The 22,492-nt window shown below is 41.1% G+C and carries 23 protein-coding genes; 15 read left to right on the top strand and 8 right to left on the bottom strand.

Annotated elements, in window-relative coordinates; all coding sequences use genetic code 11:
* Positions 1-89: 89 nt before the first annotated feature.
* From H6G14_RS22355 to H6G14_RS22345, 3 genes are all read right to left on the bottom strand, one after another.
* Positions 90-299, bottom strand: a complete 210-nt coding sequence (locus tag H6G14_RS22355; RefSeq protein ID WP_242053507.1) for a hypothetical protein — start codon at positions 297-299, stop codon at positions 90-92.
* Between the two features lie 3 nt (positions 300-302).
* Positions 303-1,265 carry an ABC transporter permease gene (locus H6G14_RS22350; RefSeq protein WP_190569755.1) on the bottom strand — a complete coding sequence of 321 codons (963 nt, stop codon included), beginning with the start codon at positions 1,263-1,265 and terminating at the stop codon, positions 303-305.
* Between the two features lie 225 nt (positions 1,266-1,490).
* Entirely contained in the window at positions 1,491-2,210 is a 720-nt protein-coding gene (locus H6G14_RS22345; RefSeq protein ID WP_190569753.1) for a class I SAM-dependent methyltransferase, read from the bottom strand.
* Between the two features lie 510 nt (positions 2,211-2,720).
* On the opposite strand from H6G14_RS22345, the gene H6G14_RS22340 reads away from it, so the two are divergent.
* From H6G14_RS22340 to H6G14_RS22330, 3 genes are all read left to right on the top strand, one after another.
* Positions 2,721-3,173: a DUF3531 family protein gene (locus H6G14_RS22340; protein WP_190569751.1), complete on the top strand. Its 453-nt coding sequence runs from the start codon at positions 2,721-2,723 to the stop codon at positions 3,171-3,173.
* 7 nt (positions 3,174-3,180) lie between these two features.
* Entirely contained in the window at positions 3,181-3,612 is a 432-nt protein-coding gene (locus H6G14_RS22335) for an NUDIX hydrolase (protein WP_190569749.1), read from the top strand.
* Positions 3,613-3,822: 210 nt separating this feature from the next.
* Entirely contained in the window at positions 3,823-4,116 is a 294-nt protein-coding gene (locus H6G14_RS22330; RefSeq protein WP_010996177.1) for a DUF6679 family protein, read from the top strand.
* Positions 4,117-4,471: 355 nt separating this feature from the next.
* Here H6G14_RS22330 and H6G14_RS22325 read toward each other — a convergent pair whose 3' ends face one another.
* Complete coding sequence (locus H6G14_RS22325; protein WP_224311609.1) at positions 4,472-4,882, bottom strand: hypothetical protein; 411 nt, start codon at positions 4,880-4,882, stop codon at positions 4,472-4,474.
* Positions 4,883-5,215: 333 nt separating this feature from the next.
* Here H6G14_RS22325 and H6G14_RS22320 point away from each other — a divergent pair, with 333 nt between their 5' ends.
* Both H6G14_RS22320 and H6G14_RS22315 read left to right on the top strand, forming a co-directional pair.
* Positions 5,216-5,755 (top strand): PadR family transcriptional regulator, encoded by a 540-nt coding sequence (locus H6G14_RS22320; protein WP_190569747.1) that lies wholly within the window; start codon positions 5,216-5,218, stop codon positions 5,753-5,755.
* A gap of 353 nt (positions 5,756-6,108) precedes the next feature.
* A complete protein-coding gene (locus H6G14_RS22315; protein ID WP_190569745.1) occupies positions 6,109-6,537 on the top strand; it encodes a hypothetical protein in 429 nt (142 codons plus the stop codon).
* A 61-nt stretch (positions 6,538-6,598) separates the two neighbouring features.
* Here H6G14_RS22315 and H6G14_RS22310 read toward each other — a convergent pair whose 3' ends face one another.
* Positions 6,599-7,612 carry a serine/threonine protein kinase gene (locus H6G14_RS22310; RefSeq protein WP_190569742.1) on the bottom strand — a complete coding sequence of 338 codons (1,014 nt, stop codon included), beginning with the start codon at positions 7,610-7,612 and terminating at the stop codon, positions 6,599-6,601.
* 169 nt (positions 7,613-7,781) lie between these two features.
* Positions 7,782-8,684, bottom strand: coding sequence for an alpha/beta fold hydrolase (locus H6G14_RS22305; protein ID WP_190569740.1), 903 nt, complete (start codon positions 8,682-8,684; stop codon positions 7,782-7,784).
* 212 nt (positions 8,685-8,896) lie between these two features.
* On the opposite strand from H6G14_RS22305, the gene H6G14_RS22300 reads away from it, so the two are divergent.
* From H6G14_RS22300 to H6G14_RS22275, 6 genes are all read left to right on the top strand, one after another.
* On the top strand, positions 8,897-9,418 hold the full coding sequence (locus H6G14_RS22300) for a Ycf51 family protein (protein WP_190569738.1): 522 nt from the start codon (positions 8,897-8,899) through the stop codon (positions 9,416-9,418).
* Positions 9,419-9,867: 449 nt separating this feature from the next.
* Entirely contained in the window at positions 9,868-11,058 is a 1,191-nt protein-coding gene (locus H6G14_RS22295; protein ID WP_190569736.1) for an iron-containing alcohol dehydrogenase family protein, read from the top strand.
* On the top strand, positions 11,055-12,266 hold the full coding sequence (locus H6G14_RS22290) for an aspartate aminotransferase (protein ID WP_190569733.1): 1,212 nt from the start codon (positions 11,055-11,057) through the stop codon (positions 12,264-12,266). Before H6G14_RS22295 ends, H6G14_RS22290 begins: the two co-directional genes overlap by 4 nt.
* Before the next feature lie 29 nt (positions 12,267-12,295).
* Entirely contained in the window at positions 12,296-12,622 is a 327-nt protein-coding gene (locus tag H6G14_RS22285; protein WP_011316916.1) for an ArsR/SmtB family transcription factor, read from the top strand.
* Positions 12,623-12,842: 220 nt separating this feature from the next.
* Positions 12,843-13,613: a pentapeptide repeat-containing protein gene (locus tag H6G14_RS22280; protein ID WP_190569730.1), complete on the top strand. Its 771-nt coding sequence runs from the start codon at positions 12,843-12,845 to the stop codon at positions 13,611-13,613.
* A 217-nt stretch (positions 13,614-13,830) separates the two neighbouring features.
* Complete coding sequence (locus tag H6G14_RS22275) at positions 13,831-14,451, top strand: TenA family protein (protein WP_190569728.1); 621 nt, start codon at positions 13,831-13,833, stop codon at positions 14,449-14,451.
* 16 nt (positions 14,452-14,467) lie between these two features.
* Here H6G14_RS22275 and H6G14_RS22270 read toward each other — a convergent pair whose 3' ends face one another.
* The gene (locus H6G14_RS22270; RefSeq protein ID WP_190569726.1) at positions 14,468-15,706 is read right to left on the bottom strand and encodes a glycosyltransferase; all 1,239 of its coding nucleotides are present in this window, start codon (positions 15,704-15,706) and stop codon (positions 14,468-14,470) included.
* Between the two features lie 450 nt (positions 15,707-16,156).
* Here H6G14_RS22270 and ilvD point away from each other — a divergent pair, with 450 nt between their 5' ends.
* The 3 genes from ilvD to H6G14_RS22255 all read left to right on the top strand — a co-directional run bounded on the left by ilvD (position 16,157) and on the right by H6G14_RS22255 (position 20,158).
* Positions 16,157-17,848, top strand: coding sequence for a dihydroxy-acid dehydratase (gene ilvD / locus H6G14_RS22265; RefSeq protein ID WP_190569724.1), 1,692 nt, complete (start codon positions 16,157-16,159; stop codon positions 17,846-17,848).
* 250 nt (positions 17,849-18,098) lie between these two features.
* Positions 18,099-19,412 carry a cytochrome P450 gene (locus tag H6G14_RS22260; RefSeq protein ID WP_190569722.1) on the top strand — a complete coding sequence of 438 codons (1,314 nt, stop codon included), beginning with the start codon at positions 18,099-18,101 and terminating at the stop codon, positions 19,410-19,412.
* 8 nt (positions 19,413-19,420) lie between these two features.
* Positions 19,421-20,158 (top strand): hypothetical protein, encoded by a 738-nt coding sequence (locus H6G14_RS22255; protein WP_190569720.1) that lies wholly within the window; start codon positions 19,421-19,423, stop codon positions 20,156-20,158.
* Here H6G14_RS22255 and H6G14_RS22250 read toward each other — a convergent pair.
* A complete protein-coding gene (locus H6G14_RS22250; RefSeq protein WP_190569758.1) occupies positions 20,138-21,298 on the bottom strand; it encodes an NAD(P)/FAD-dependent oxidoreductase in 1,161 nt (386 codons plus the stop codon). The genes H6G14_RS22255 and H6G14_RS22250 overlap by 21 nt on opposite strands.
* A gap of 275 nt (positions 21,299-21,573) precedes the next feature.
* Between H6G14_RS22250 and H6G14_RS22245 the strand changes: the two genes are divergently transcribed.
* Positions 21,574-22,314, top strand: coding sequence for a hypothetical protein (locus H6G14_RS22245; protein ID WP_190569718.1), 741 nt, complete (start codon positions 21,574-21,576; stop codon positions 22,312-22,314).
* The last annotated feature ends 178 nt before the right edge of the window (positions 22,315-22,492 follow it).

The raw sequence follows: 22,492 nt of genomic DNA, 5'->3' as shown, positions 1-22,492 counted from the left end.
CAAGATTTAGGCGTAGTCAAAGCCCTACGAAAACCAGTCTTCAAGCTGGATCTATCCCCTTTTCCTGCACCCTCTTGACAAATGTGCAATTACTTTAACCTCTCACGGATGGAGTAAATCAAAGGCCCAAACACCACACTCAAAACAATAATCAGTAATACCACAGCACCCAACATAGCCTGACGATTACTGCGAAATTTTCGCCATGCTTCTTGAGTGAGGCTTTCTTGCCCAGCAATCATACTTGTAATTGGTACTTCGGGTATTGTGGAAGTGCGATTTAGCAAACGTTTTAACATAAATTATTTCGTATATTTAACGCGAGGATCTAAGAAACCATAGAGAATATCGGCAACTAGGTTAAAAATCACAATTAAAATTGCATATATAAAGGTAATTGCCATCACCACTGGCGTATCATTTTTATAAATAGAGTCAATTAATAAAGCTCCGATACCAGGAACACGAAAAACTTTTTCTGTGACCAAAGCACCTGTAAACACACTAGGAATATCCAATGCTATTAATGTGACTACAGGAATTAAGGCATTTCGTAAAATATGCCGTCGAATCACTACAAATTTGGATAATCCTTTCGCATAAGCCGTCCGGACATAATCTTGGTGGATATTTTCCAAAATTTCTGAACGCACAAAGCGCATGAGCATAGCCGTTTGCCAAAGAGCTAATACAGAAATTGGCATAATGGATTGTTGGATTTGGGCGATAAAACTCTGCCAATCTTTTACTTGTAATGTACTGTTATAAATAAACGGCAACCATTTTAATTGAATACTAAAGATAATAATAAATAGTAAACCGGTGAAGAACGTTGGCAAAGAAAATCCAAAAAATACTAAAGTAGTTAAAACATGATCAATAACTGTATGGCGCTTGAGGGCAGAAATCACACCTAAAGGAATAGCCAGAATTGCACCTATTAAATAAGCAGCACCAACTACCCATAATGTTGTCGGTAGACGTTGCAGGATTAAATTCATTACAGGACTACGACTGGTGAAGGAATAGCCCATATCCCCACGCACAAAAGCTATCACCCACTTGATATAACGAATATGAATTGGTTGGTCTAATCCTAAAGACTTTTTGATATTTTCCCGCACCTCTGCTGTGATGGAAGGATTAAGGGCAAATTCACCCATTGGATCACCGGGAGCTAATGCCAAAATAGTAAATATAACCAGACTAATAGCAATTAGTGTAGGGATAGCAACTAGTAGACGATTGATTAGATATTTATTCATTTTTGATGCAAAATTTGTATTACCTGTTAACTCGATAACTATATCCAAACAAGTTTAATAGGTAATTTGCTGAGTAGATAGCATCAAGGATACAAAAAATTTACCTTTACCATTCATACAAATGAAGTACGCGCATAATAATCAAGGGGCTTACTATATAAGCCCACGCTAAACCAGTTATGGCCTTTCTTCGCTGGAATTTTAACTCATGACTCAGTACTAACTCTACTTCACCCAACCACCAAAAACGGCTAAACCATAATATTTCCAAGGTACTGCTACCGTCATGAACCCAGACTTTCTTAGCATTTGCAAATGGGTATCTAAAGTAGCGAGTTGGTCTGGATTGGAGTATCCTTGGGGGCTACTATTGCCAACCTTAGCGCGGACTTCTGTAAAATTGCTTCCCTGTTCACTTACCCATTCTTCTCGCGCTGCTTGGTAAATTTCTGCAAGGGTTGGTGATTCTGGTAAGGTGGGGTCTGCATTCCAGAAACAACCATTTGGTGTCAGACTAGCAGCGATACGCTGAAATAGCTGTAACTTCATTTCATCATAGAGGTGGTGAATTGCTAGAGATGATACACAAGCATCAAACTCATTACCAATATTCAACGTCTCAGGATGGATAGCCCAGTCGCCAAAGTCGGCTTGTAAACCAGTCCAACGTTCTTTATACCCAGATGCGACGATTTTATTTTGGGCAAATTCCAGCATTCGGGGTGAATAATCCAAAGCAATGACTTGAGCATTGGGACAGCGTTGGAGTATTTTGAGACTAAGTTCGCCTGTACCGCAGCCTAAGTCTAAAATGCGATGACTTGTCAAAGGCAGACAACGACTGATTACCTCCAGCATTTCATCATAGCGAGGTAATAATTGGCGAATCCCGGTGTCAAAATCAGCAGTATTAGCAAAGACTTCTCCAGGGAATAATTGTGACATATCGATTGTTGGGTTAAGGGAAGATGCAAAAAAAAAGATGACTTTAGTTTATCTTGTTGACTTAGTACAGCCTTGTTTAAAATCATAGTGTTTTTAAATGCAGAGGTACGCAAGGTTAAGCGCGGTGAACCAGCGCTGCGGGAGGGTTTCCCTCCGCAGGCGACTGGTGAACCCAAAGGGAGGTACGCTGAGTTTTCTTAAGAGGAGTTGCTACGAACTTACAAATTGTGTACTTAGTTAGCACACATAGAGATTGTTTATCGTAAATTCAAGGGTTTAAGACTCCTACGTCTACACGTAGTATCAGTTGAGTTGGGGTTTGTCTTGAGAAATCGCTCCACTTGGGCAAAGCCCAAGACCGCGTTTCTCGCTAAATCCCCGACTCCAACTGTCTTTAATTTTGAATTTTGAATTTTGTAGGCTTGCCTTCCCGTAGGGTATTTTGAATTGTTAATCCCAATCCCCAATCCCCTGATATGCTTATTTGCAGTGAGTTTAATTTACAGAAAAATGCACATTCAGTTTCGTGAATTTGATCAATTTGATGTGTGGATGTGGCTAAAATTTAGTACCATCCCTTCTCAAAGAGAAAAGCAGTATGTAGAAGAAGTCTTTAATTCCTGGTTTTATCTAGGGAAGTTGGGTGCATTTAATGCCGAAAATCTCCAGGTACAAGAAACTGGGGTTGATTTAAGTTATCTTAATTATGATTCCCAGGGTTATGACAAAAGCCTATTAGCGCTGATGCACAATATGGGTGAGTTTGAGTATGAAGGACAATGGGCGCGGTGTTGGTTTGATTTGGGAACTAGTGATGCGATCGCTATTGATATTTTAATCAATGCTCTCACTCAACTAAGTGAAGAATACGTCACTATTGAAGAATTTTACATCGGCGGCGAGAATGAAAATTGGCCGGTCGAAGATAGTGACAGTCGCCCTCACTCTATTTACGATAATTAATCTAAAAATGACTAAACATGGCGAAATTCGGGTAATAGTCTTAGGATTGGTTCGAGATGGTAAACGCATTTTTGTTTCTGAAGGCTACGACCCCGTAAAGCAATCAACTTTTTATCGTGCTTTAGGTGGTGGTGTGGACTTCGGCGAAACCAGTCTAGCAGCGTTAAAAAGGGAATTTCAAGAGGAAATTCAGGCAGAATTAACCAATATTCGCTATCTGGGTTGTATGGAAAACCTATTTACATTTAATGCTAGAAAGGGACATGAAATTATTCAGCTTTATCAATGCGATTTCGCTGATCCCAAGTTTTATCAGTTAGAGAGCTTAGTATTTTATGAATCTGAGCATCACAAACATAGGGCAATGTGGATAGATATTAACCGCTTTAAATCTGGTGAACTTAGACTAGTTCCAGAGGAATTTTTTAATTATTTATAAAACTTTCATTTCCTAAGTAACAGTATTTAACAAAGAAATAAAGTAACATTTTCAATCCTAAGTATGTAACGGTTACTCAAGATTATGAATAGCTGTTCTTCCGTATTACTGTTAGTAAAGTATCCTGCAAGTTACGCATTTTTACGATTGTGCAAGCGTTTCATACCCACATAGTATTTAGCACATCGTTTTACAACTACTGCACTAATTGTGAAATCTATCCTACAAACTTACCTAGAGAAAGAAATCTGGATACTGATACGAGATAAATGGTATTACGCAACCATTATTGGGATTTGGGATGATTTGTTGTGCTTTAAACATAGAACTCACAACAAAGACACGGAGGAAGATACTTTGTGGGAAATGATTGTTAAAGTCAGCGAAGTAGTTGCCATTGATAAAGTTGTCTCAGTTGTGAGTAGAAAACCGGATGTGTTTATGTCACGACTTCTAGAAACCGACAGACATACTAATAATCATCAGGAACATGAAAATTCTTGACTTATGGCGAAGCATGGAGTCATCAATATCAGACCACTCGCTTTCTTGCTCTGAACAATTGAAATTTTCCTCACTTATATGACTATTGCTTTAGCTGAGACGCTTTAAATGTTTAGTCGTGAATATCCTACACAGCAGAGTACTCTAATGTATTCTTCCTGTAGATAGAGAAAAGCACCGTGAAATATCTCACAGTGCTTTTTTATTTTTGCATCCTTTCAGGTTCTTCAATCTAACGTGGAGAACAGCCACCGCTTTCCTGATGATGGTTTTCTAAGACAATGCTTACTTGTATCTCAAAAATCAAGTATGAACCCTACCTATCATCAAATGTCTAGTGACTGCTTATATTTTTTCAAGCAAATGCAAGCAGTTGTGAAACTTCTGCGTGTGCTAGAACCACACTAGGTTCACCTTGCAGTGCAGTGTAGTATTTTCTAGCAAATGTATTTCCCTCTTCTGACGGCGAGAGTAAAGTACGGATATCGACAATCAAGTTTTTGACGTTATCTGGCGATATGGGTTCATCTGCTGTGAGGATTTCATCAATTTGAACAATCACCTCGGAAATACTATGTAACCAAGCAAACTGCTCGTGGCTAATTACAAGTTGCAAAAATTCTCCACTTGATATTCTGCCACTCACTTGTTCATAGGTAATGCGTTCTTTATCTAGCAAAACCTTATGTAGCTTGAGTAATTTGTTTCGTAAATTCTTGAGGTGCTGATGTTGATTTATACGTTGTAAAAGCGTGTTAGAAGTCAATGGAATCGATCCTCCCATTACGATATTCTTTAATAGCTGAAATTTCTGTTCAGGCTGGCATCACAAACGCTTCTCATCAAACTACTTTGTTAAATGCCATATCAGGAAATTAGTCATCCATTCAATTATGCTTTGTGTATGACGGATTTGTGGTCTGTAATTTCCGAAAATATAGCGCAAACTCTTTGTCTGCAATCAACAAAGTAAATATTATTGTTGAGAATGCTTTCGTTTTGGCATTTGTTTTTTATATATGAATATTCATATATTAGCATAATCAATATAGGAGCTATCAAAGACAGTATTTACTACTTTATTTTCGGAAAACCGTCTATGTCCTTGGCTTATATAATCCTCGGTTTCCTACAAAAAGAAGATATGACAGGTTACGACCTCAAGACAAATTGTTTCGATCAATGTATTGCTCACTTATGGCCAGCCGATCAAGGGCAGATTTACAAGACGCTCGATAAGCTGTTTGAGCAGGGTTGGATTAATTGCCATGTTGAGATTCAGCGCGATCGCCCCAACCGTAAAGTCTATAGTCTCACAGAAATGGGCAAAACCGAGTTTGTACGGTGGTTGCAATCCCCCCAGCCCTTGCCTATATTCAGAGAACCTTTACTTGTACAATTATTTTTTGCAGCTCAGTTATCGAATGAGGCGATCGCTAGTCTACTACAACAGCAGCTAGCAGCTCACTATGAAAAAATCAGTAGTTGTGAAGCCATAAATTTTCCGCCTGTTGAAGATGAATTGGGGATTCGTGAGCAATTAATCCATAGGCTAATGGTGGAATTAATCGTGCGTCGTGAGGAAACTTATATTGACTGGTTAAAGTCAGCTATCAAAATGCTAGAAGTTGAGAATTAATATATTCTTTGTAAATAACTATTATTTTTTATTAAATTAAAACTACTATTTTGAATTTATCTAAAGTTATAATATGTTTTTTTAACAAATTACTCATTTGAGTTAGTAATATATCAATTTAGTTCTATTAATATATGATAAAAGACTAACATTATTTTTACCATACTCAGTGCAAAGTACAGATTTCTGAACAGAGTAAGAATTACTTGGTACCTTCGTACTTATGTAACTACCCCAACCTTGACGATACCCTTATTGGTATTCTCTGTGTTCACGTAGCGTTCCCCACACAAAGATGAGTAGTCTTTTAACTTAGCGCTTTCAACTCAGCATTCTTCATCAGCATAGAAACTATGAATATAGGATATTTTCAAAAAATTCCTGTGATGCCACTAGTACTACTTTGGTTAGCTTATGCCCTCTTGGGGTGGTATCTTGCCGCGCATCACATTGTTTGGTTAGTCGGAGCTTTTATTGCCACTATTGCTATAGCTGTAGTCCGCAAGAGTATTTCTTGGTTAGAAAGCATAGTTTCTTTTGGTTCTCGAACTTTAGTAGTAGTTATAGTTTTAAGTGCATCTATTGCTTTAGTTGCAACTTGGTCAATGTTATTGAGTTTATTTCTTATTCCCATAGCAACCACTCTTTTAGCTGATTTAGAAATGCGTTTTGCCGGCTTCAAAAAAATAGATTCGTTTTGGATTTTAACTGTTTTGGCGGGTTGGGGTTTGACTGTCGGGGAAATTGTAGATATTTTACTTCTGCCCAGTGGTAGATACTAGCGGCTAGGGGAAGCAGGGCAGGATAAGACAATTGTACAGACGCGATTAATCCCGTCTCTAATTACAAAACTTCTGATTTCCTTGCCTCTTGTAACTGTTGGGCAGATCCACCTTGTTGAGACAGTATCAAAGTAGCCCCGGCGACTGCTAGCACCCCAATTATTGCTAAACACAAAACAGTAGTTTGATATTTCAACTTGATGACCGTGGCTAATATTTCCATAGCTGTGGCATTACCAGTGACTTGAATGGGCTGGAGTGCTGCCAAAGCATCTGCGGCATTAGTATAGCGATACTGCCACTTTGGTTCCACCATGCCCATTAACCAAGAGCGGAAGCGTAAATCGATTGGAGAATCTAGTTTCTGGAAATCAAAATAACCCTTATTGTTAATTAACTTACCAATATCGACAGAACGGATATTAGCAAGTAAACAAACTAGTGTCGCCCCTAAACTGTATAAGTCCGAAGCCAAAGACAAAGAATAGCCTAATTGTTCCTCTGGTGGTATAAAGCCTGGTGTCCCTGTTAGTAAGCTGGTGAGAGCTATTTTTGTATCCTGTACCCTCGCTAAACCAAAATCTACTAAGTAAGCATTCAGTTGGTCATCAACTAAAATATTTTCTGGTTTGATATCCCGATGAATAATTGGATCAATTCGTTGCTGTAAATACACCAAAATTTCTAAAATTGACACAGCTATTTGTTTAATTTCTTCTGCTTGGAAGCTGCGTTTTGAGCTTAATGGTAGAGCGTGTTTATATTCCTGTACTAAATAGAAAGCTGTCTGCGTTGCAAAAGAATCCAGATAGCGGGGTATGCGGGGATGATTTAGTTTTTGTAAGATTTGCGCTTCACTTTCATAAGCTGTAAAACCAAACCAGTCAGTATAAGTATGAGCAAAACTGAATTCTTTAATTACTACCTGTTGCTTAGAATGATGATGAGCTAAATAAGTGATGCGACCTTCTTCTTGGTTTCGTCCCAGTTCTCGAATAACTTGATAACCTAAAGCAGAACAATCTGGATGATTGATTAAGGGAATTGCTCCTTTATTAAACGCATCAAGCTCCATACACACCACCTGAGTTTGATTTTGTCAAGGTGCAATCAAAAAATTATAAATACTCACCCAGATTGTTACCTGCCATTCTGCCTTAATCTTCCTATGGAATGATGAGTTAAAAAGAGGGCATCATTAATTAGTTATTATTTCCCCCCTGCGTCCCTGTCTCTAAGAGTCCCTATTTCCTCCGTGCAAGCCAATCAATAATCTGGGCATTGACGACGTTGGGAACTTCATCGTGGGGACAATGACCAGCACCAGGGATAGGAATAATTGTTATGTCTTTACCATTATCCTGGGCTTGCTCGTAAATCTTCGCCCCTGTAATTGGTGTCCACGGGTCGTCAGCGCCCCAAATTACCAGTAAAGGACGTTCTACTTGGGGTAATAGTTCCTCTGGTGTGGGGCCAGGAGGTGCTGTGAGGATGGAGGCGAAAACTTGCTGCGCTCCAGGGTCGCAGGATGGGGTGTAAAGTAAATCAACTAACTCATCAGTGACGGCTGTACGATCGCGGTAAACTTGGTAGAGTGTGCGGCGAATTTGGGATTTTTGTCTGATACGGTTAAAGACAAATTTGCCTGTAATGGGCGATCGCACTACTCGATTAAATGTGGCCATCACAATCCGTAGTGGTGGGTTTAGTTCATGGGGGCGATGGCTTAAACCACCTGCTGAGTTGATTAAAACGCCACCAGATGTAATCTCTGGATGTTTTGCCAATACTATCAGGCTTAAAAGTGCGCCAATGGAATTACCGACAAATACGGCTGGTTGTTGAATATGGGCTGTCCAAAAGTCTTTTAGCAGTTCTACCCAAACATCTACACTGTAATCAATTGCCGCTTTGTCAGAACCGCCAAAACCCAATAAATCAATTGCAAAGACTTGGTAGCCAGCATTTGCCAAAACGGGAATGTTCTTGCGCCAATGTCCGATAGAAGCACCAAAACCGTGAACTAGGACTAATGGCTGTCCAGTACCCATGACTGTGTACTGAATTTTGTAATTACGCCAAGTCCACACCAGTTTATCAAAATTAGCGATCGCCGTCGCTGCTAGCGGTTGAGTCTTTAAAGTCATTATTATTAAGATTTCTAAACTATTGCTTTATATATTAAAGCCTCTCACGAGTCGTGTATGAAAAAGCAGAGGAGCTTCTGCATCGCCGTCTTGGTTCTTACCTCTCCCCCTGCCCCCTGCCTCTTATCAAGCATTATTCCCTGCTCCATGCACTACTCCAGTAAAATAGGTGTGTCCGTGATCAACTAAAAACACCTAAGTAGCCAATCTGTATGCTCACAACGGCTGAATTTCTGAAATATACTCAATGGTCTGGTATTGCCACTGTGGTATTTGCAGTTTTGGCAATATTAGCGTTCCTATTCAAATGGGGCATCCGCTTTCGGCTAGTGGGTACGACTGGCTTTATGTTGGTGCTAACTGCTGGTTTATTTGGACTTTCAATAGTTCCTTTGAGTCGTACTGTTATTCCTGGGGCTGTCAAGTACACTCTAGTTTACGATAATGGCTCAAACCAAGCAGTGATCTCCCTATCTCCCAAAATTTCCCCTGCGGAAGTAGAAGCAACTTTATTACAAGTAGCCAGCAATCTCAATTCTTTTGGGCGTTCTGGTGGCAGAAATGATGACAAGGTGACAATTCGCGCTCGTACTCTGATTCACCCAGAACCAGGGCTAACAGTACCACTTTACCTGGGAGAAGTTAAGCGATCGCTCGCTAGTCGAGAAGATACTCAGATATCTGTGGAAATATATCCAGAGAAATTTGCTCAATTGCCACCCGCAAAAGCTTAAGATCAGGAGTGCTGAGTTAAACTCAGCACAGGCTGAACGCCCCGCAAACAGCAAGTATTATGTTTTTTCACCACATATAGCGAGTGTATAAGTTTTTTGTATTTTCATATACAATTTTTGTTATTTTTAGATTAAGATATTATTTACCTAAATTTAATCAACCAGTCATTCATGGATGATGAAAAGTGTAAATTCTATTTCCTCATCCATGCGGTGATATGAATAACAATACTTTGGCTGAGTATTCTGACAGTGGTATTGTTAATAACTATATGTTTATTCAAAAGTTTGGTAGTTCAGAATTTAAGGATAATGGGCAATATTTAATTTCAGGCAACCCCGCTAATTATGTTCTGACAAGCATTTCCCTTCTTTGGGGAAACCGATATGAATTCTAATTAGTCTAAATTTTATGAAGATATATCAAGGTTTTTGGCAAACTAGAGTATATGCCTAATCAATTATCTAATCAAACCTTGTCTACTCAAACTGCTAGTTCATTCATTACCCTGGCGGTTGCCCCGGCAAAAGTCATCCGTGGCTGTAATATATTGCAGGTAGCCGCTACAGAAATTGCCAAGTTGGGCAGTCGTCCTTTAATTGTGGCAGGCAATAGCACCGTTGCTATCAGCCAAGAGAATCTGCAACCAATTTTAGAAGCCCAGAATCTGCACGTTGCCCAAGCCTCCTACGGTGCAGATTGTGCGGAAGCTAGCCTAAAAGCCTTGAGGAAAGCAGCCAAAGAACATAAAGCCGATGTCATTATTGGGATTGGTGGGGGTAAAGCTTTAGACACAGCGAAGTTAGTTGCCCATCAGTTAGATTTACCCGTAGCCACAATTCCCACCTCAGCCGCTACCTGTGCCGCTTGGACGGCGCTATCCAATGTATATTCTGAGGACGGGGCGTTTCTTTACGATGTGGCTTTATCTCGCTGTCCCGACTTACTGATACTTGACTACGACTTGATTCAAACAGCACCACAACATACACTAGTGGCAGGGATTGGGGATGCGATCGCTAAATGGTACGAAGCTTCCGTTAGTAGTGGGCATCTAGAACAAACTTTAATTATCTCCGCAGTCCAACAAGCGCGAGTTTTACGCGATATTTTATTCCAAAAGTCGGCAATTGCTTTACAACAACCAGGTAGTGAAGCTTGGCGGGAAGTTGTGGATGCCACAGTTTTACTTGCTGGTGTCATCGGTGGACTAGGTGGGGCCCAGTGCCGTACAGTAGCCGCCCATGCAGTTCATAATGGTTTAACCCACATTGCCGGACACAGTAGCATCCACGGTGAAAAAGTCGCCTATGGGATTTTGGTGCAACTGCGCCTGGAAGAAATGGTGCAAGGCAACCAACTAGCCACCGCCTCACGACAACAACTATTAAAGTTTTATGCAGAGATTGGACTGCCACAAAAATTAGGAGATTTGGGGTTGGGTAATATTACCTTAGGCGAGTTACAAACAGCCGCCGAAATCGCTTTAACACCTCAATCTGACATTCATCGCCTACCATTCAAAGTTGCGTTGGAACAGTTAATGGCAGCGATGGTTTCTACCACTGCACCAACAGATAGTAGAGACTCAGTTCATCGTGTCTCCACCAGGGGAATAAGTGACGAGGTTGAGGAATGAGTTTCGATTGGATTACGCCAGCAGATAGGATACAGCAACTACCACCTTATGTATTTGCCCGTCTTGACGAGCTGAAAGCTAAGGCACGGGAGCAAGGAATTGATTTAATAGATTTGGGGATGGGAAATCCTGATGGCGCGACACCACAACCAGTGGTAGATGCGGCTATCCAAGCTTTGCAAGACCCAGCCAATCACGGTTACCCCCCCTTTGAAGGTACAGCAAGTTTCCGCCGTGCCATTACTAACTGGTACAATCGCCGCTATGGGGTTGTACTAGACCCCGATAGTGAAGCCTTACCCCTACTCGGTTCTAAAGAAGGATTATCCCATTTAGCGATCGCCTATGTGAACCCTGGCGATGTGGTGCTGGTTCCTTCCCCCGCCTACCCCGCCCATTTTCGTGGCCCAATAATCGCTGGGGGTACAGTCCACAGCTTAATTCTTAAACCTGAGAATGACTGGTTAATTGATTTAACCGCCATTCCTGAAGAAGTTGCCAGAAAAGCCAAAATCTTATACTTTAACTATCCCAGCAACCCCACAGGCGCGACTGCACCCCGTGAATTTTTCGAGGAAATTGTGGCATTTGCCCGCAAATACGAAATTCTCTTGGTGCATGATTTGTGTTATGCCGAGTTAGCCTTTGATGGTTATCAACCCACCAGCTTGCTAGAAATTCCTGGGGCGAAAGATATCGGCGTGGAGTTCCACACCTTATCGAAAACCTACAATATGGCTGGTTGGCGTGTGGGTTTTGTTGTGGGAAATCGTCATGTAATTCAAGGCTTGCGGACACTCAAAACCAACCTGGATTATGGCATTTTCGCCGCCTTGCAAACAGCCGCCGAAACAGCCTTACAACTACCAGATATTTATCTGCACGAAGTACAACAACGCTACCGCACCCGTCGGGATTTCCTCATCCAAGGATTAGGCGAACTCGGCTGGGATGTTCCCAAAACCAAAGCTACCATGTATCTGTGGGTGAAATGTCCTGTGGGTATGGGTTCGACAGATTTTGCTCTCAACTTGTTGCAACAAACAGGCGTTGTCGTCACCCCTGGTAATGCCTTTGGGGTTGCCGGGGAGGGATATGTGCGGATAAGCTTAATTGCAGATTGCGATCGCTTAGGTGAAGCCTTAGACCGAATTAAGCAAGCTGGCATCCGTTATCGTCCAGAAGCTCTCGTTTCTACGCCAGAATAGAAATAGCAGCCCTTTATTGACTTTCATTCATGCAAACCCCCACTGCTACCGTTCCTCATTTCATCGCTGCTGGGTTCCATGCTCTTTCCGATCCTATTAGGATTAATGTATTGGAATTACTCCGTCAGCGAGAATTGTGTGTCTGTGACTTGTGCGAAGCTTTGGGGGTAAGTCAATCAAAACTGTCTTTTCACCTTAAAACTCTCAAAGAAGCTAGTTTAGTTAACTCCCGTCAACAAGGACGCTGGATTTATTACAGCCTGAATTTGCCTCAATTTGCTTTATTAGAAAAGTATTTGACAGATTACCAACACTTTGGGCAAGTATTACCTGCACGCTGCTGTGATAATAAGTAGTGGCACTATAGTAAACAACCCCTCACTTTATTTAATGATGGGTTGGGGTAGTTCTAAACAACATGATACGCAGTGATTACCAACTTTTGGTTCGGGCTATATATTAACTCAACTCTCGGATAACTACTTGCTTTATATCGGTCTATACGGAGGGCAAACTGCTCAAGTGACTCATATTATAAGCGGTTGAGTACTGAGTAGAAAAACTCTGAAATCGACGATGAGAAACCTAATTTTTATTGCTACTACTTTTATAACTACAATTAGTTTGACCAATATTGCCCAAGCCGCAAATCAAGAACATATTAGACAGTTGTTGGCAACTAAGCAATGTCAAAACTGTAACTTAAGTGGTGCTGGTTTAGTAATGGCTGACTTAACTGGAGCCAATTTAAGCGGCGCTAACCTTGCGGGTGCAAATCTGAGCCGGGCAAACTTGAGTGGTGCTGATTTGCGTGGTGCAAACTTAAGTGGTGCAGGTTTATTTGGAGTGAACTTGAGTGAAGCCAAACTTGGTGGAGCAAATTTAGCCGGTGCTGATTTAAGAAGTACATTTTTAAGTAATGCCGAATTTACTGGTGCATATTTGCAGGGAACTAACTTTCAAGGTGCGTTAGGGATACCATTGCAAATTGCGACACCAGACGAATTTTATGCTTTGGGTGTAGCAGAGGCACAAAAAGGCAATCAACAACAGGCTATTAATTATTTTAACCAGGCGATCGCATCTAAACCAGAATACGCTGGTGCATATTTAGCCCGTGGTATTGCTCGATACCAGCTACTTGACCGTCAAGGTGCTACCCAAGATGCCCAAACCGCCGAAAAGCTCTTTACATCTCAAGATAACGCTACAGGAATACAAACAGCTCAAGCTTTCATCAAAGAATTACAAACACCATACACAGAAAAAGTAAGTGCCGGTAAACCCAGTTTTTTCGACTTTTTAGGCAGTCTAGGTTCAGTATTGCTACAATTCCTACCATTTTGAATGCTTAATTTTGAATTTACGCCTGATGTGAATTAGGGAAACCTGCTATATCCAAAAAATCGCCTATGCTTGGAGCTAATAAGACTTGGTAAGGGCGGGTCAATCAAATATCATAAACAATTAACGATGATTCCGGTGAACCCGCCCCTACAAATTTCTACGGAATTGTAAGATATTAATTCACATTAGACATAATTTTGAATTGGAGGGAAGCAACTTGACTCTCTCAAATCAACTTTGGATAGCAAATCAAGATTTAGCCGCAGCTTGTCTAGAGCATCCCTTTGTTCAAGGTATTGGTAATGGTAGCCTGGAGAAGCAGAAATTTGCTTATTATGTAGGGCAGGATGCTTTTTTCTTAGAAGCCTTCGCTCGTGCTTACAGTATTGCTGCGGCTAAATCACCAGACTGGATAGGTTTTACTAGGTTTCACAATTTAGCTGGTGGTGTATTGGCAGAGATGCGTCTACATGAAAGCTACGCAGTCCAATGGGGAATTGATTTACATTCTGTGCAACCAGGAGTAGCCACCCGTCGCTATACCGATTTTTTGTTGGCTACTGCTTGGGGTGGAGATGTAGGTTTAACTGCTGCGGCCATGGCTCCTTGTATGCGTCTGTATGCTTTTTTGGGAGAACAGTTAGCCAAGAATGGTATTCCTAATCATCAATACGCTGATTGGATTCGGACTTACAGTAGTGCTGATTTTCTACCATTAGTACAACAATTAGACAGTTTACTAGAAAACTACGCTACTGCTAATACCTTAACCAATTCAACTTATCGCTACGCCATGCTTTGCGAACAAGAATTTTTTCAAGCGGCCTGGATGATTTAATCACAGCACATTCTACTTATTTGACTTGAGTTACGCGCCAACTGAGGCGCAAGTTTACCCAGAAGTTCCAAACAGTGGCTATGGCGATCGCAATCAAGTTGGCAATATAGCGGTTAGGAATGAGATAATTAAAGATAATATTCAATATCAGTACATTCAGCACTACCCCGGCCAAACAAACAATATTGAATTTTAAAAATCGCTTCACACGTTGATGCCAATGCTGTTGCTGCATGGATACATCTGCAAATGTCCAGGCATCATTCCAGAGAAAATTGTTAAAAATTGCTATTTCTGAGGCAATAATTTTACTGCGGGTCAGTGGCCAGGCTAATGTTGATGGGTCACTTAATAGGTACAGTATCACCATATCTACAAATACACCACTCAACCCTACCAAACCAAAACGGATGAATTTATCAAAGGGAAAGCTTTGATGAATTCTTTGTAGCCTGCCGGTGGAGACTCGCAAGCGAATTAAATGGTGGATGTAATCTACATACTGCTTCCAAGTAACTTTGCTCTCACCTTCTTGGCGTTCACAGAATACATAACCCGCTTCGGCAATTTCGTCTACTTGACCTCGCCCAATCACTTCTAATAAGATTTTATACCCTACCGGATTAAAGGTGGCATTAGTAATACAGTTGCGCCGCACCATAAAGTAACCACTCATGGGGTCGGAAACCCTACCCAATACACTAGGTAGAATTACTAGTCCTAATAATTGCGCTCCACGAGACAAAAAACGTCTGATAAAACTCCAGCTACTTACACCACCCCCATCTACGTGACGACTAGCTACGGCTAAATCTGCACCCCTATGGATTTTCCGCAAAAGTTCCAGCAATACATGGGGTGGATGCTGTAAATCTCCATCAATTACCCCCAAAATACTACCTCTAGCTACCTGCCATCCACGAATTACGGCTGTAGATAGTCCTCTTTCTTCCTGCCGTCGCATTACTCGTAACTGTGGATATTCTGCCGTCAAAGATAGGGCTACTTCCCAAGTACCATCTGGGCTATCGTCATCTACTACAATCAGTTCATAATCTCCTGGTATAAACTCATCCAGTATCTGGCTTAATCTCTCAACGACATTCCTAATATTCCCGCTCTCTTTATAAGTAGGAATGATGAGAGAAAATTGGATGGGTTGACCAGTCACACCCGAATCACTAGGTGGAAACTCAGGAACTTGTAAATTACCTGCGGGTACTGGCAACAATGACTGAGTTTTATTGATACTCATGTATTAGAATTCAGGTGGTAGAAGATTCTTTTAAAACATTAACTGTATCTGCTTAAGTATACATAGAGTCAGTAGATATTCTTCATGAATTCTTAAATATTTTTCTCTGTGAAATCAGCTACCGGATACAAGTATTTTATCTCTGTATTTAAATTTTCCTGACGTGAAGACGGTACTAGGTACTAGATTTATCTATAATGCTGTTGAATCGTAAATTTAATGTTGTTATTTGAATTATTATACAATTTACGATTTTTCTGTTGACAAATAGAGGTATATGTGTATCTAAGTGACAAGTCATCACCAATAAAATTTTCCATCTAGACTATTGGGTGATGGTAAGTAGATGAATTTTCTCTCAAGATGAATGCAAATTAGTACATCATCTGCATGAGAAAATACAGGTAATACAATCGCTACAAAAGCGATGAAGGCACTGAAGGAAAAACGATGTCGGAGAATCTTAGAAGCAAGGCTATCACACAAGGGGTGCAGCGATCGCCTAACAGAGCAATGCTGCGGGCTGTTGGTTTTCAGGATGCAGATTTTACCAAAGCCATTGTCGGTGTTGCCAATGGTTACAGCACGATTACCCCTTGTAATATGGGGATAAATCAACTAGCACAAAGGGCAGAAGCTGGTATAAATCGTGCTGGAGCCAAGCCACAAATATTCGGTACAATTACGATTAGTGATGGGATTTCGATGGGAACCGAAGGGATGAAATATTCCCTGGTATCACGAGAAGTAATTGCTGATTCCATTGAAACAGTTTGTAATGGGCAAAGTTTAGATGGGGTAATTGCCATCGGTGGCTGTGATAAAAATATGCCAGGGGCAATGATTGCGATCGCCCGGATAAATATCCCTGCTATCTTTGTTTACGGTGGCACGATTAAACCCGGACACTACAACGGCAAAGACTTAACTGTTGTTAGTTCTTTTGAAGCGGTTGGTGAGTACAGCGCCGGCAAAATTGACGAAAATGAACTATTAGCAGTAGAACGTAATGCTTGTCCTGGTGCAGGTTCCTGCGGTGGGATGTACACAGCAAATACCATGTCCTCCGCCTTTGAAGCTCTGGGGATGAGTTTGCCCTATTCGTCTACAATGGCGGCAGAAGATGACGAAAAAGCTGATAGTACTGAAGAATCAGCCAAGGTATTAGTAGAAGCAATTCGTCATCAACTATTACCCAGGCAGATTATTACCCGTAAATCCATAGAAAATGCCATATCTGTAATTATGGCAGTGGGTGGTTCTACCAATGCCGTGTTACATTTTCTAGCGATCGCCCGTGCAGCTGGTGTAGAGTTAAATCTAGACGACTTTGAAACTATTCGTGGTCGCGTCCCCGTTTTGTGCGACTTGAAACCAAGCGGTAGATATGTCGCCACAGACCTGCACAAGGCTGGCGGTATACCCCAAGTCATGAAAATGTTACTCGTGCATGGTTTACTCCACGGCGACTGTATCACCATCACAGGTAAAACCATTGCCGAAGTTTTAGCAGATATCCCAGAAGAACCATCCCCCGACCAAGACGTGATTCGTCCTTGGAATAAACCAATGTATGCCCAAGGTCACTTGGCTATACTCAAAGGTAATCTGGCAACAGAAGGCGCAGTCGCCAAAATTACAGGCGTGAAAAACCCTGTGATTACCGGGCCAGCCAAGGTATTTGAATCAGAAGAAGACTGTTTAGATGCAATTTTGGCAGGTAAGATTAAAGCCGGTGACGTGATTGTCATCCGCTACGAAGGCCCCAAAGGCGGCCCCGGTATGCGGGAAATGTTAGCCCCCACCTCAGCGATTATCGGTGCAGGTTTAGGTGATTCAGTGGGATTAATTACCGATGGACGCTTCTCCGGTGGTACTTACGGTATGGTTGTGGGACACGTTGCACCAGAAGCAGCCGTTGGTGGAGCGATCGCTTTGGTGGAAGAAGGTGATAGTATCACAATTGATGCCCATGCGCGTTCTTTGCAGTTGAACATATCAGACGAAGAATTAACCCGTCGTCGTGCCAACTGGCAACCCCGTCCCCCTCGCTACACTAAAGGCATACTCGCAAAATATGCCAAGTTGGTAGCTTCTAGTAGTGTGGGCGCTGTTACTGATTTAGACTTATTCAATGAATAGGTGGTAAATCCAAAAAAAGGCTCTTATTCTTAGATTTCGTGTTTTGAATCGATGCAGAATGATAGCCGGTGATTTTCACTGGTAATTAGAGATGAGCGGTGTCTTGAAATATTTTGAGGACTTACGCACCCAGATTTTTGGTAGAGACCGGGTGTGAGGGCGTAAAGGTTTTCAACCCCTATACCCCTATACCCTTGATTTTCGAGTTGCCGACTCATCTTTTATTGGGTGTTTTAAAATATTTTAATTTATGAAAAATCCTCAAGTTCCTCCCGGAAGCTACGGTCTACCGATAATAGGTGAAACCCTGGCTTTTGTTACTGATAAAAACTTTATTGAAAAACGGTATCAACGCTATGGTTCTATATTTAAAACCCATCTTATTGGTAGACCAACAGTAGTAATGATAGGGCCACAGGCTTTGGAGTTTGTTCTTTCTAGCCAGATGGAAAGTTTTTCTTGGCGTGAGGGATGGCCTGAAACTTTTAAAGTATTGCTTGGGGAATCACTGTTTTTACAAGATGGAGAAGAACACCGCAGAAATCGCCGTTTGATGATGCCTGCTTTGCACGGGCCAGCATTAGCTAATTATGTGTCTACAATGGAAAACATTACACACAGCTATCTGAAAAAATGGGAAGAAAAAAAAGAGTTTACTTGGTTTGGAGAATTTAAGCAATTAACCTTTGATATTGCCAGCCAATTATTATTAGGAACTAGTCCTGGTGAAGAATGTGTCAACCTGAGCAAATTATTTACAACCCTAACCAATGGACTATTTACTATTAATCCTTTGCCCTTACCATTGACAAAATTTGGCAAAGCTTTAGCAGCGCGTAATCAAATTTTAGAATATTTAACTCAAGTTGTCCGACAACGCCAGCAAAACCCGACCAAAGATGCTCTCAGCTTGTTAGTACAAGCTCAAGATGAAGATGGCAATAGTTTAAGTGAGAAAGAAATAATTGCCCAAGCAGTGTTATTACTATTTGCTGGACATGAAACCACAACTTCTATGTTGACATGGTTATGTTTAGAGTTAGCCCGTCACCCAGAAGTATATCAACGTGCTAGAGAAGAACAACTCCAACTTGCCAGCCAAGGTAATTTAAACTTAGAACAATTGGGACAAATGCCTTATTTAGAGCAGGTTTTGCTGGAGGTTGAAAGATGTCATCAACCTGTGGGTGGGGGGTTTCGTGGTGTAATTAAAGACTTTGAATTTAATGGCTTTCATGTGCCGGCTGGTTGGCAACTTTTGTATTCAATTTTGATGACTCACCGCTTAGAAGAAATTTACCCTGAACCGGAGCGTTTTGATCCAGACCGTTTTAGCCCCCAGCGCCAAGAACACAAAAAATATCCCTTCAGCTTAATTGGGTTTGGGGGTGGGCCAAGGGTTTGCATTGGCATAGCTTTTGCCAAAATGGAAATGAAGATTGTTGCAGCCCATCTTTTGCGTAGCTATCATTGGGAAATCTTGCCCAATCAAAGTTTAGATGCGGTACTAGTCCCTACCAATCAACCTCAAGATGGGTTGCGAGTTCGATTCCAACCTCTGTAAGATGTTTTATGTCATCCCCAGTAGAAATAAATTTATCTGAAGGTTTACTACAACATTGGCACACCGCAAAGGGTTATGTTGACCAAAGCGTTAGCTCTTTAACCGACTCAGCACAAAAACTTGGGCAATCTTTACAAGAAACGACTAATACAACCACTGACAAAGCTATTGATGCCGTTACAACAACTCTAGGACAAAGCTGGCAAACAGCAGAGCAAATTAAGAGTACAACATCTGTGGCGGTCAAAACAGCCATTGATGCTTCTGTTAATGATTGGCTAGTACAACACCCTACATTTTGGCGATTAGTGCAGATATTAGGTTGGGCAACCAATCACCCAATTATCAGTTTAGTAATTTTACTATTTGCCATAGCTTTTATTTGGAGCATTATCAAAGCAATAATGCGCTTGATTGAGACAGCTAGCTGGTCAATTATGCAAGTACCATTAAAATTTATTCAGGCTTTAATTCAATTTGTTATTTTATCTTTAATTAAAGTTGGTGGCTTTGCTATGCAAAAAATAAGCAATCATCACATAATAGACTATGCAAAAGCCTTGCCAGTGACAAGCACTGAAGTTTTTGCTCAAGATAAACAGCAAAGATTAATAGATATTGCTCATCGCCTGGAAGAAATTCAACAGGAACAGCAACAGCTTTTACAAGAAGCTCAAGAGCTAATTGCTTCAGATACAATTGAGGTAAAACTTCCAGAAATAAAATTAACTCCCAGTCAAAATTAAAAAATCAGAAAATTGGGGAATAATATCATCTCCTGTACCAGATAAAAATTGAGCAAAGCGCTGTGCTAAGGGTGGTATCAAAACTAAAGGATTGCTGAAACCAGAAAAAATATGCACGCCTGATAATTCGGGAATTGCACCAATTACAGGTAAACTATTACTACTAAATGCAACTAAACAATGATGCCAATTTCCTGGTAAATTACCCAATCTGGGTAAAACATGACTAATACTTTGTCGTAACCAATCCTCACTTTCTTCATGGTTGATATAAGCATCCACATCTGCCAGCACACGACTAATTTGTCCCAAGCGTAAACTCCCATCTAAAAACTGAATTGCACCCGCATCTAATATAGGTGGTGCTAGTTGATTACCGGGTTTATTCCATAATTCATCAACTTGAGTAGATGCAGCTTCTAATTTAAATCTTTGTAAATTAGCTGGCATTACTAAAGTATTTAATCGCAAATCAACAGGGGGAGTTTCAATTATTTCTGCATGGGTAAAATATACTTTAATGGGAACACCTGCGGATTTTAATAACCGTCGGCTGAGTCCACCAGCGCAAACGACTACATTAGCACTGTGATAAGTCACAGTAGTCGTCTTAACGCCACCTGAGCTTACTTGCAACACTTCACCTATCTGCATCTCACCCCCAGCACGCAAAAAGGCTTGAATGTAAGCTTGTGCGGTTTTTTGGGGATGAATATGACCATGTTTAACAGTTAACGCACCTGCGATCGCTCCTGGGTTCAGCAGTGGTTCTAACTCACAAGCTTCTGGTATACTCAACAAACGAGGCGGTACTGCACACTGAGCATACAACTCTGCTGTAACTTCTGGGTCATTGTCAGCAGGAATTGTTAATAATAAATCCAATTCTTGCAATTCAATATCAGCATCTAACTCTTGAGGAAGAATGTTGTAGCGATCGCGCGCCTCCTGGCATAATTGTCTTGTTAATGGTGTACTCCCCGACCAATAGGCAAGTCCGCCATAACTGTAGCGAGTAGCATTCTGGGCTACAGCGTCTTTTTCTAATAGCAGTACACTAAAGCCTGTTTTCACCAATTCGTAGGCGAGTACAGCACCCGTAATTCCCCCACCAACCACAATCCAGTCGTAAGTTTTCATGTAATAGCTTGCTTGTAGACGACTTACAAGATATTCTCCCGCAAGCATCTATAGTGTACACACAAGTCCAAAGTAAGGTAGTAACAGAGGGAGTTGTGGAGTTTGTAAACCTCGTACTTTCTCGAAAATAATCATAGGTTTGAGTATATTCATTAGTTTTTACACAATCTTTATAAAAAATTTATTCCTCAAGATAGATACATCAGTGTATTCTCGTATCATGGAGCGTAAGATTACATTGACTTTTATTTTCACGTATATAAATCAGTGCAATTATGATTGGAAATTTTCAAGTTCAAGAACTGTTAATTGCGATCGCCGTTAGACAGCAAAACCCCAGCATTGTGACCGCAGATTTTCTCAAGTACACGGGGATTGTCCCTAGTGACTGGGAATTAGCGAGACCACCAGTTTTAACTAACACTGCGGCTCAGGTTGTTTACCAGAATGGTGTGAGCATAGTTGCAGAGGTCAATAGAGTGATTTTTGCAGAGGCGATCGCCAATAAGGAAGCGAGCGATGTCCAAATTGGGGCGATCGCACATAAATATATTCAGACAGTCAAACAGGTGAACTACCAGGGTGTGGGAATTAACTTACGAGGAATTGCGCCTTACGAGCCGAAAAACTTGAGCGCACGCAATTACACATTTAGTAAACTCCTCCAGGCTGGAGCATGGCAAGATTTTGGTTCTGCGCCTGCGGAAGCTTCTGTGCGGTTAGTTTACAACTTAGATGAAACACGGCTATATCTGGATATTAATGAAGCGCAATTACAGTATCCAGACCAAACTACTAAGCCAGCAATTTTGTTTTCGGCGAACTTCAATCGTGCAATTACCCAAGAAGAACCAGCAGCAAAGTTGGCGGCTATAGGTGCAGAGATTGACAAATGGCAAACTGATGTAGAAACACTCAAAGAACTTGTTAATAGTAAGTTTTTGGATAATCAAAGCTATTCCGTCAATACAGCAACAACTGAGACGCTGCTATTTCCTGCTGCGATCGCTGAATAATTTCCAGTCCAATTTTTGATCAATGTTGCTCAAGGGCTATTTAAAAATAGCCCTTGCTTTCATGTTGATATCGAATATTGATCAAGTTTTCTGTGGAATTAGCAACAAAAATATTTCAACTAAGCTAATGCGCGCATAAATTGCATAACTACTAACAAAGGCTGTTAACGGTCAACGG

This window comes from Nostoc parmelioides FACHB-3921 (genome assembly GCF_014696625.1).
In the GTDB taxonomy this organism is placed as follows: Bacteria; Cyanobacteriota; Cyanobacteriia; order Cyanobacteriales; family Nostocaceae; genus Trichormus; species Trichormus parmelioides.
The sequence above is the reverse complement of the archived record's forward strand: the minus strand, read 5'-3'. Positions and strand labels throughout refer to the sequence as shown.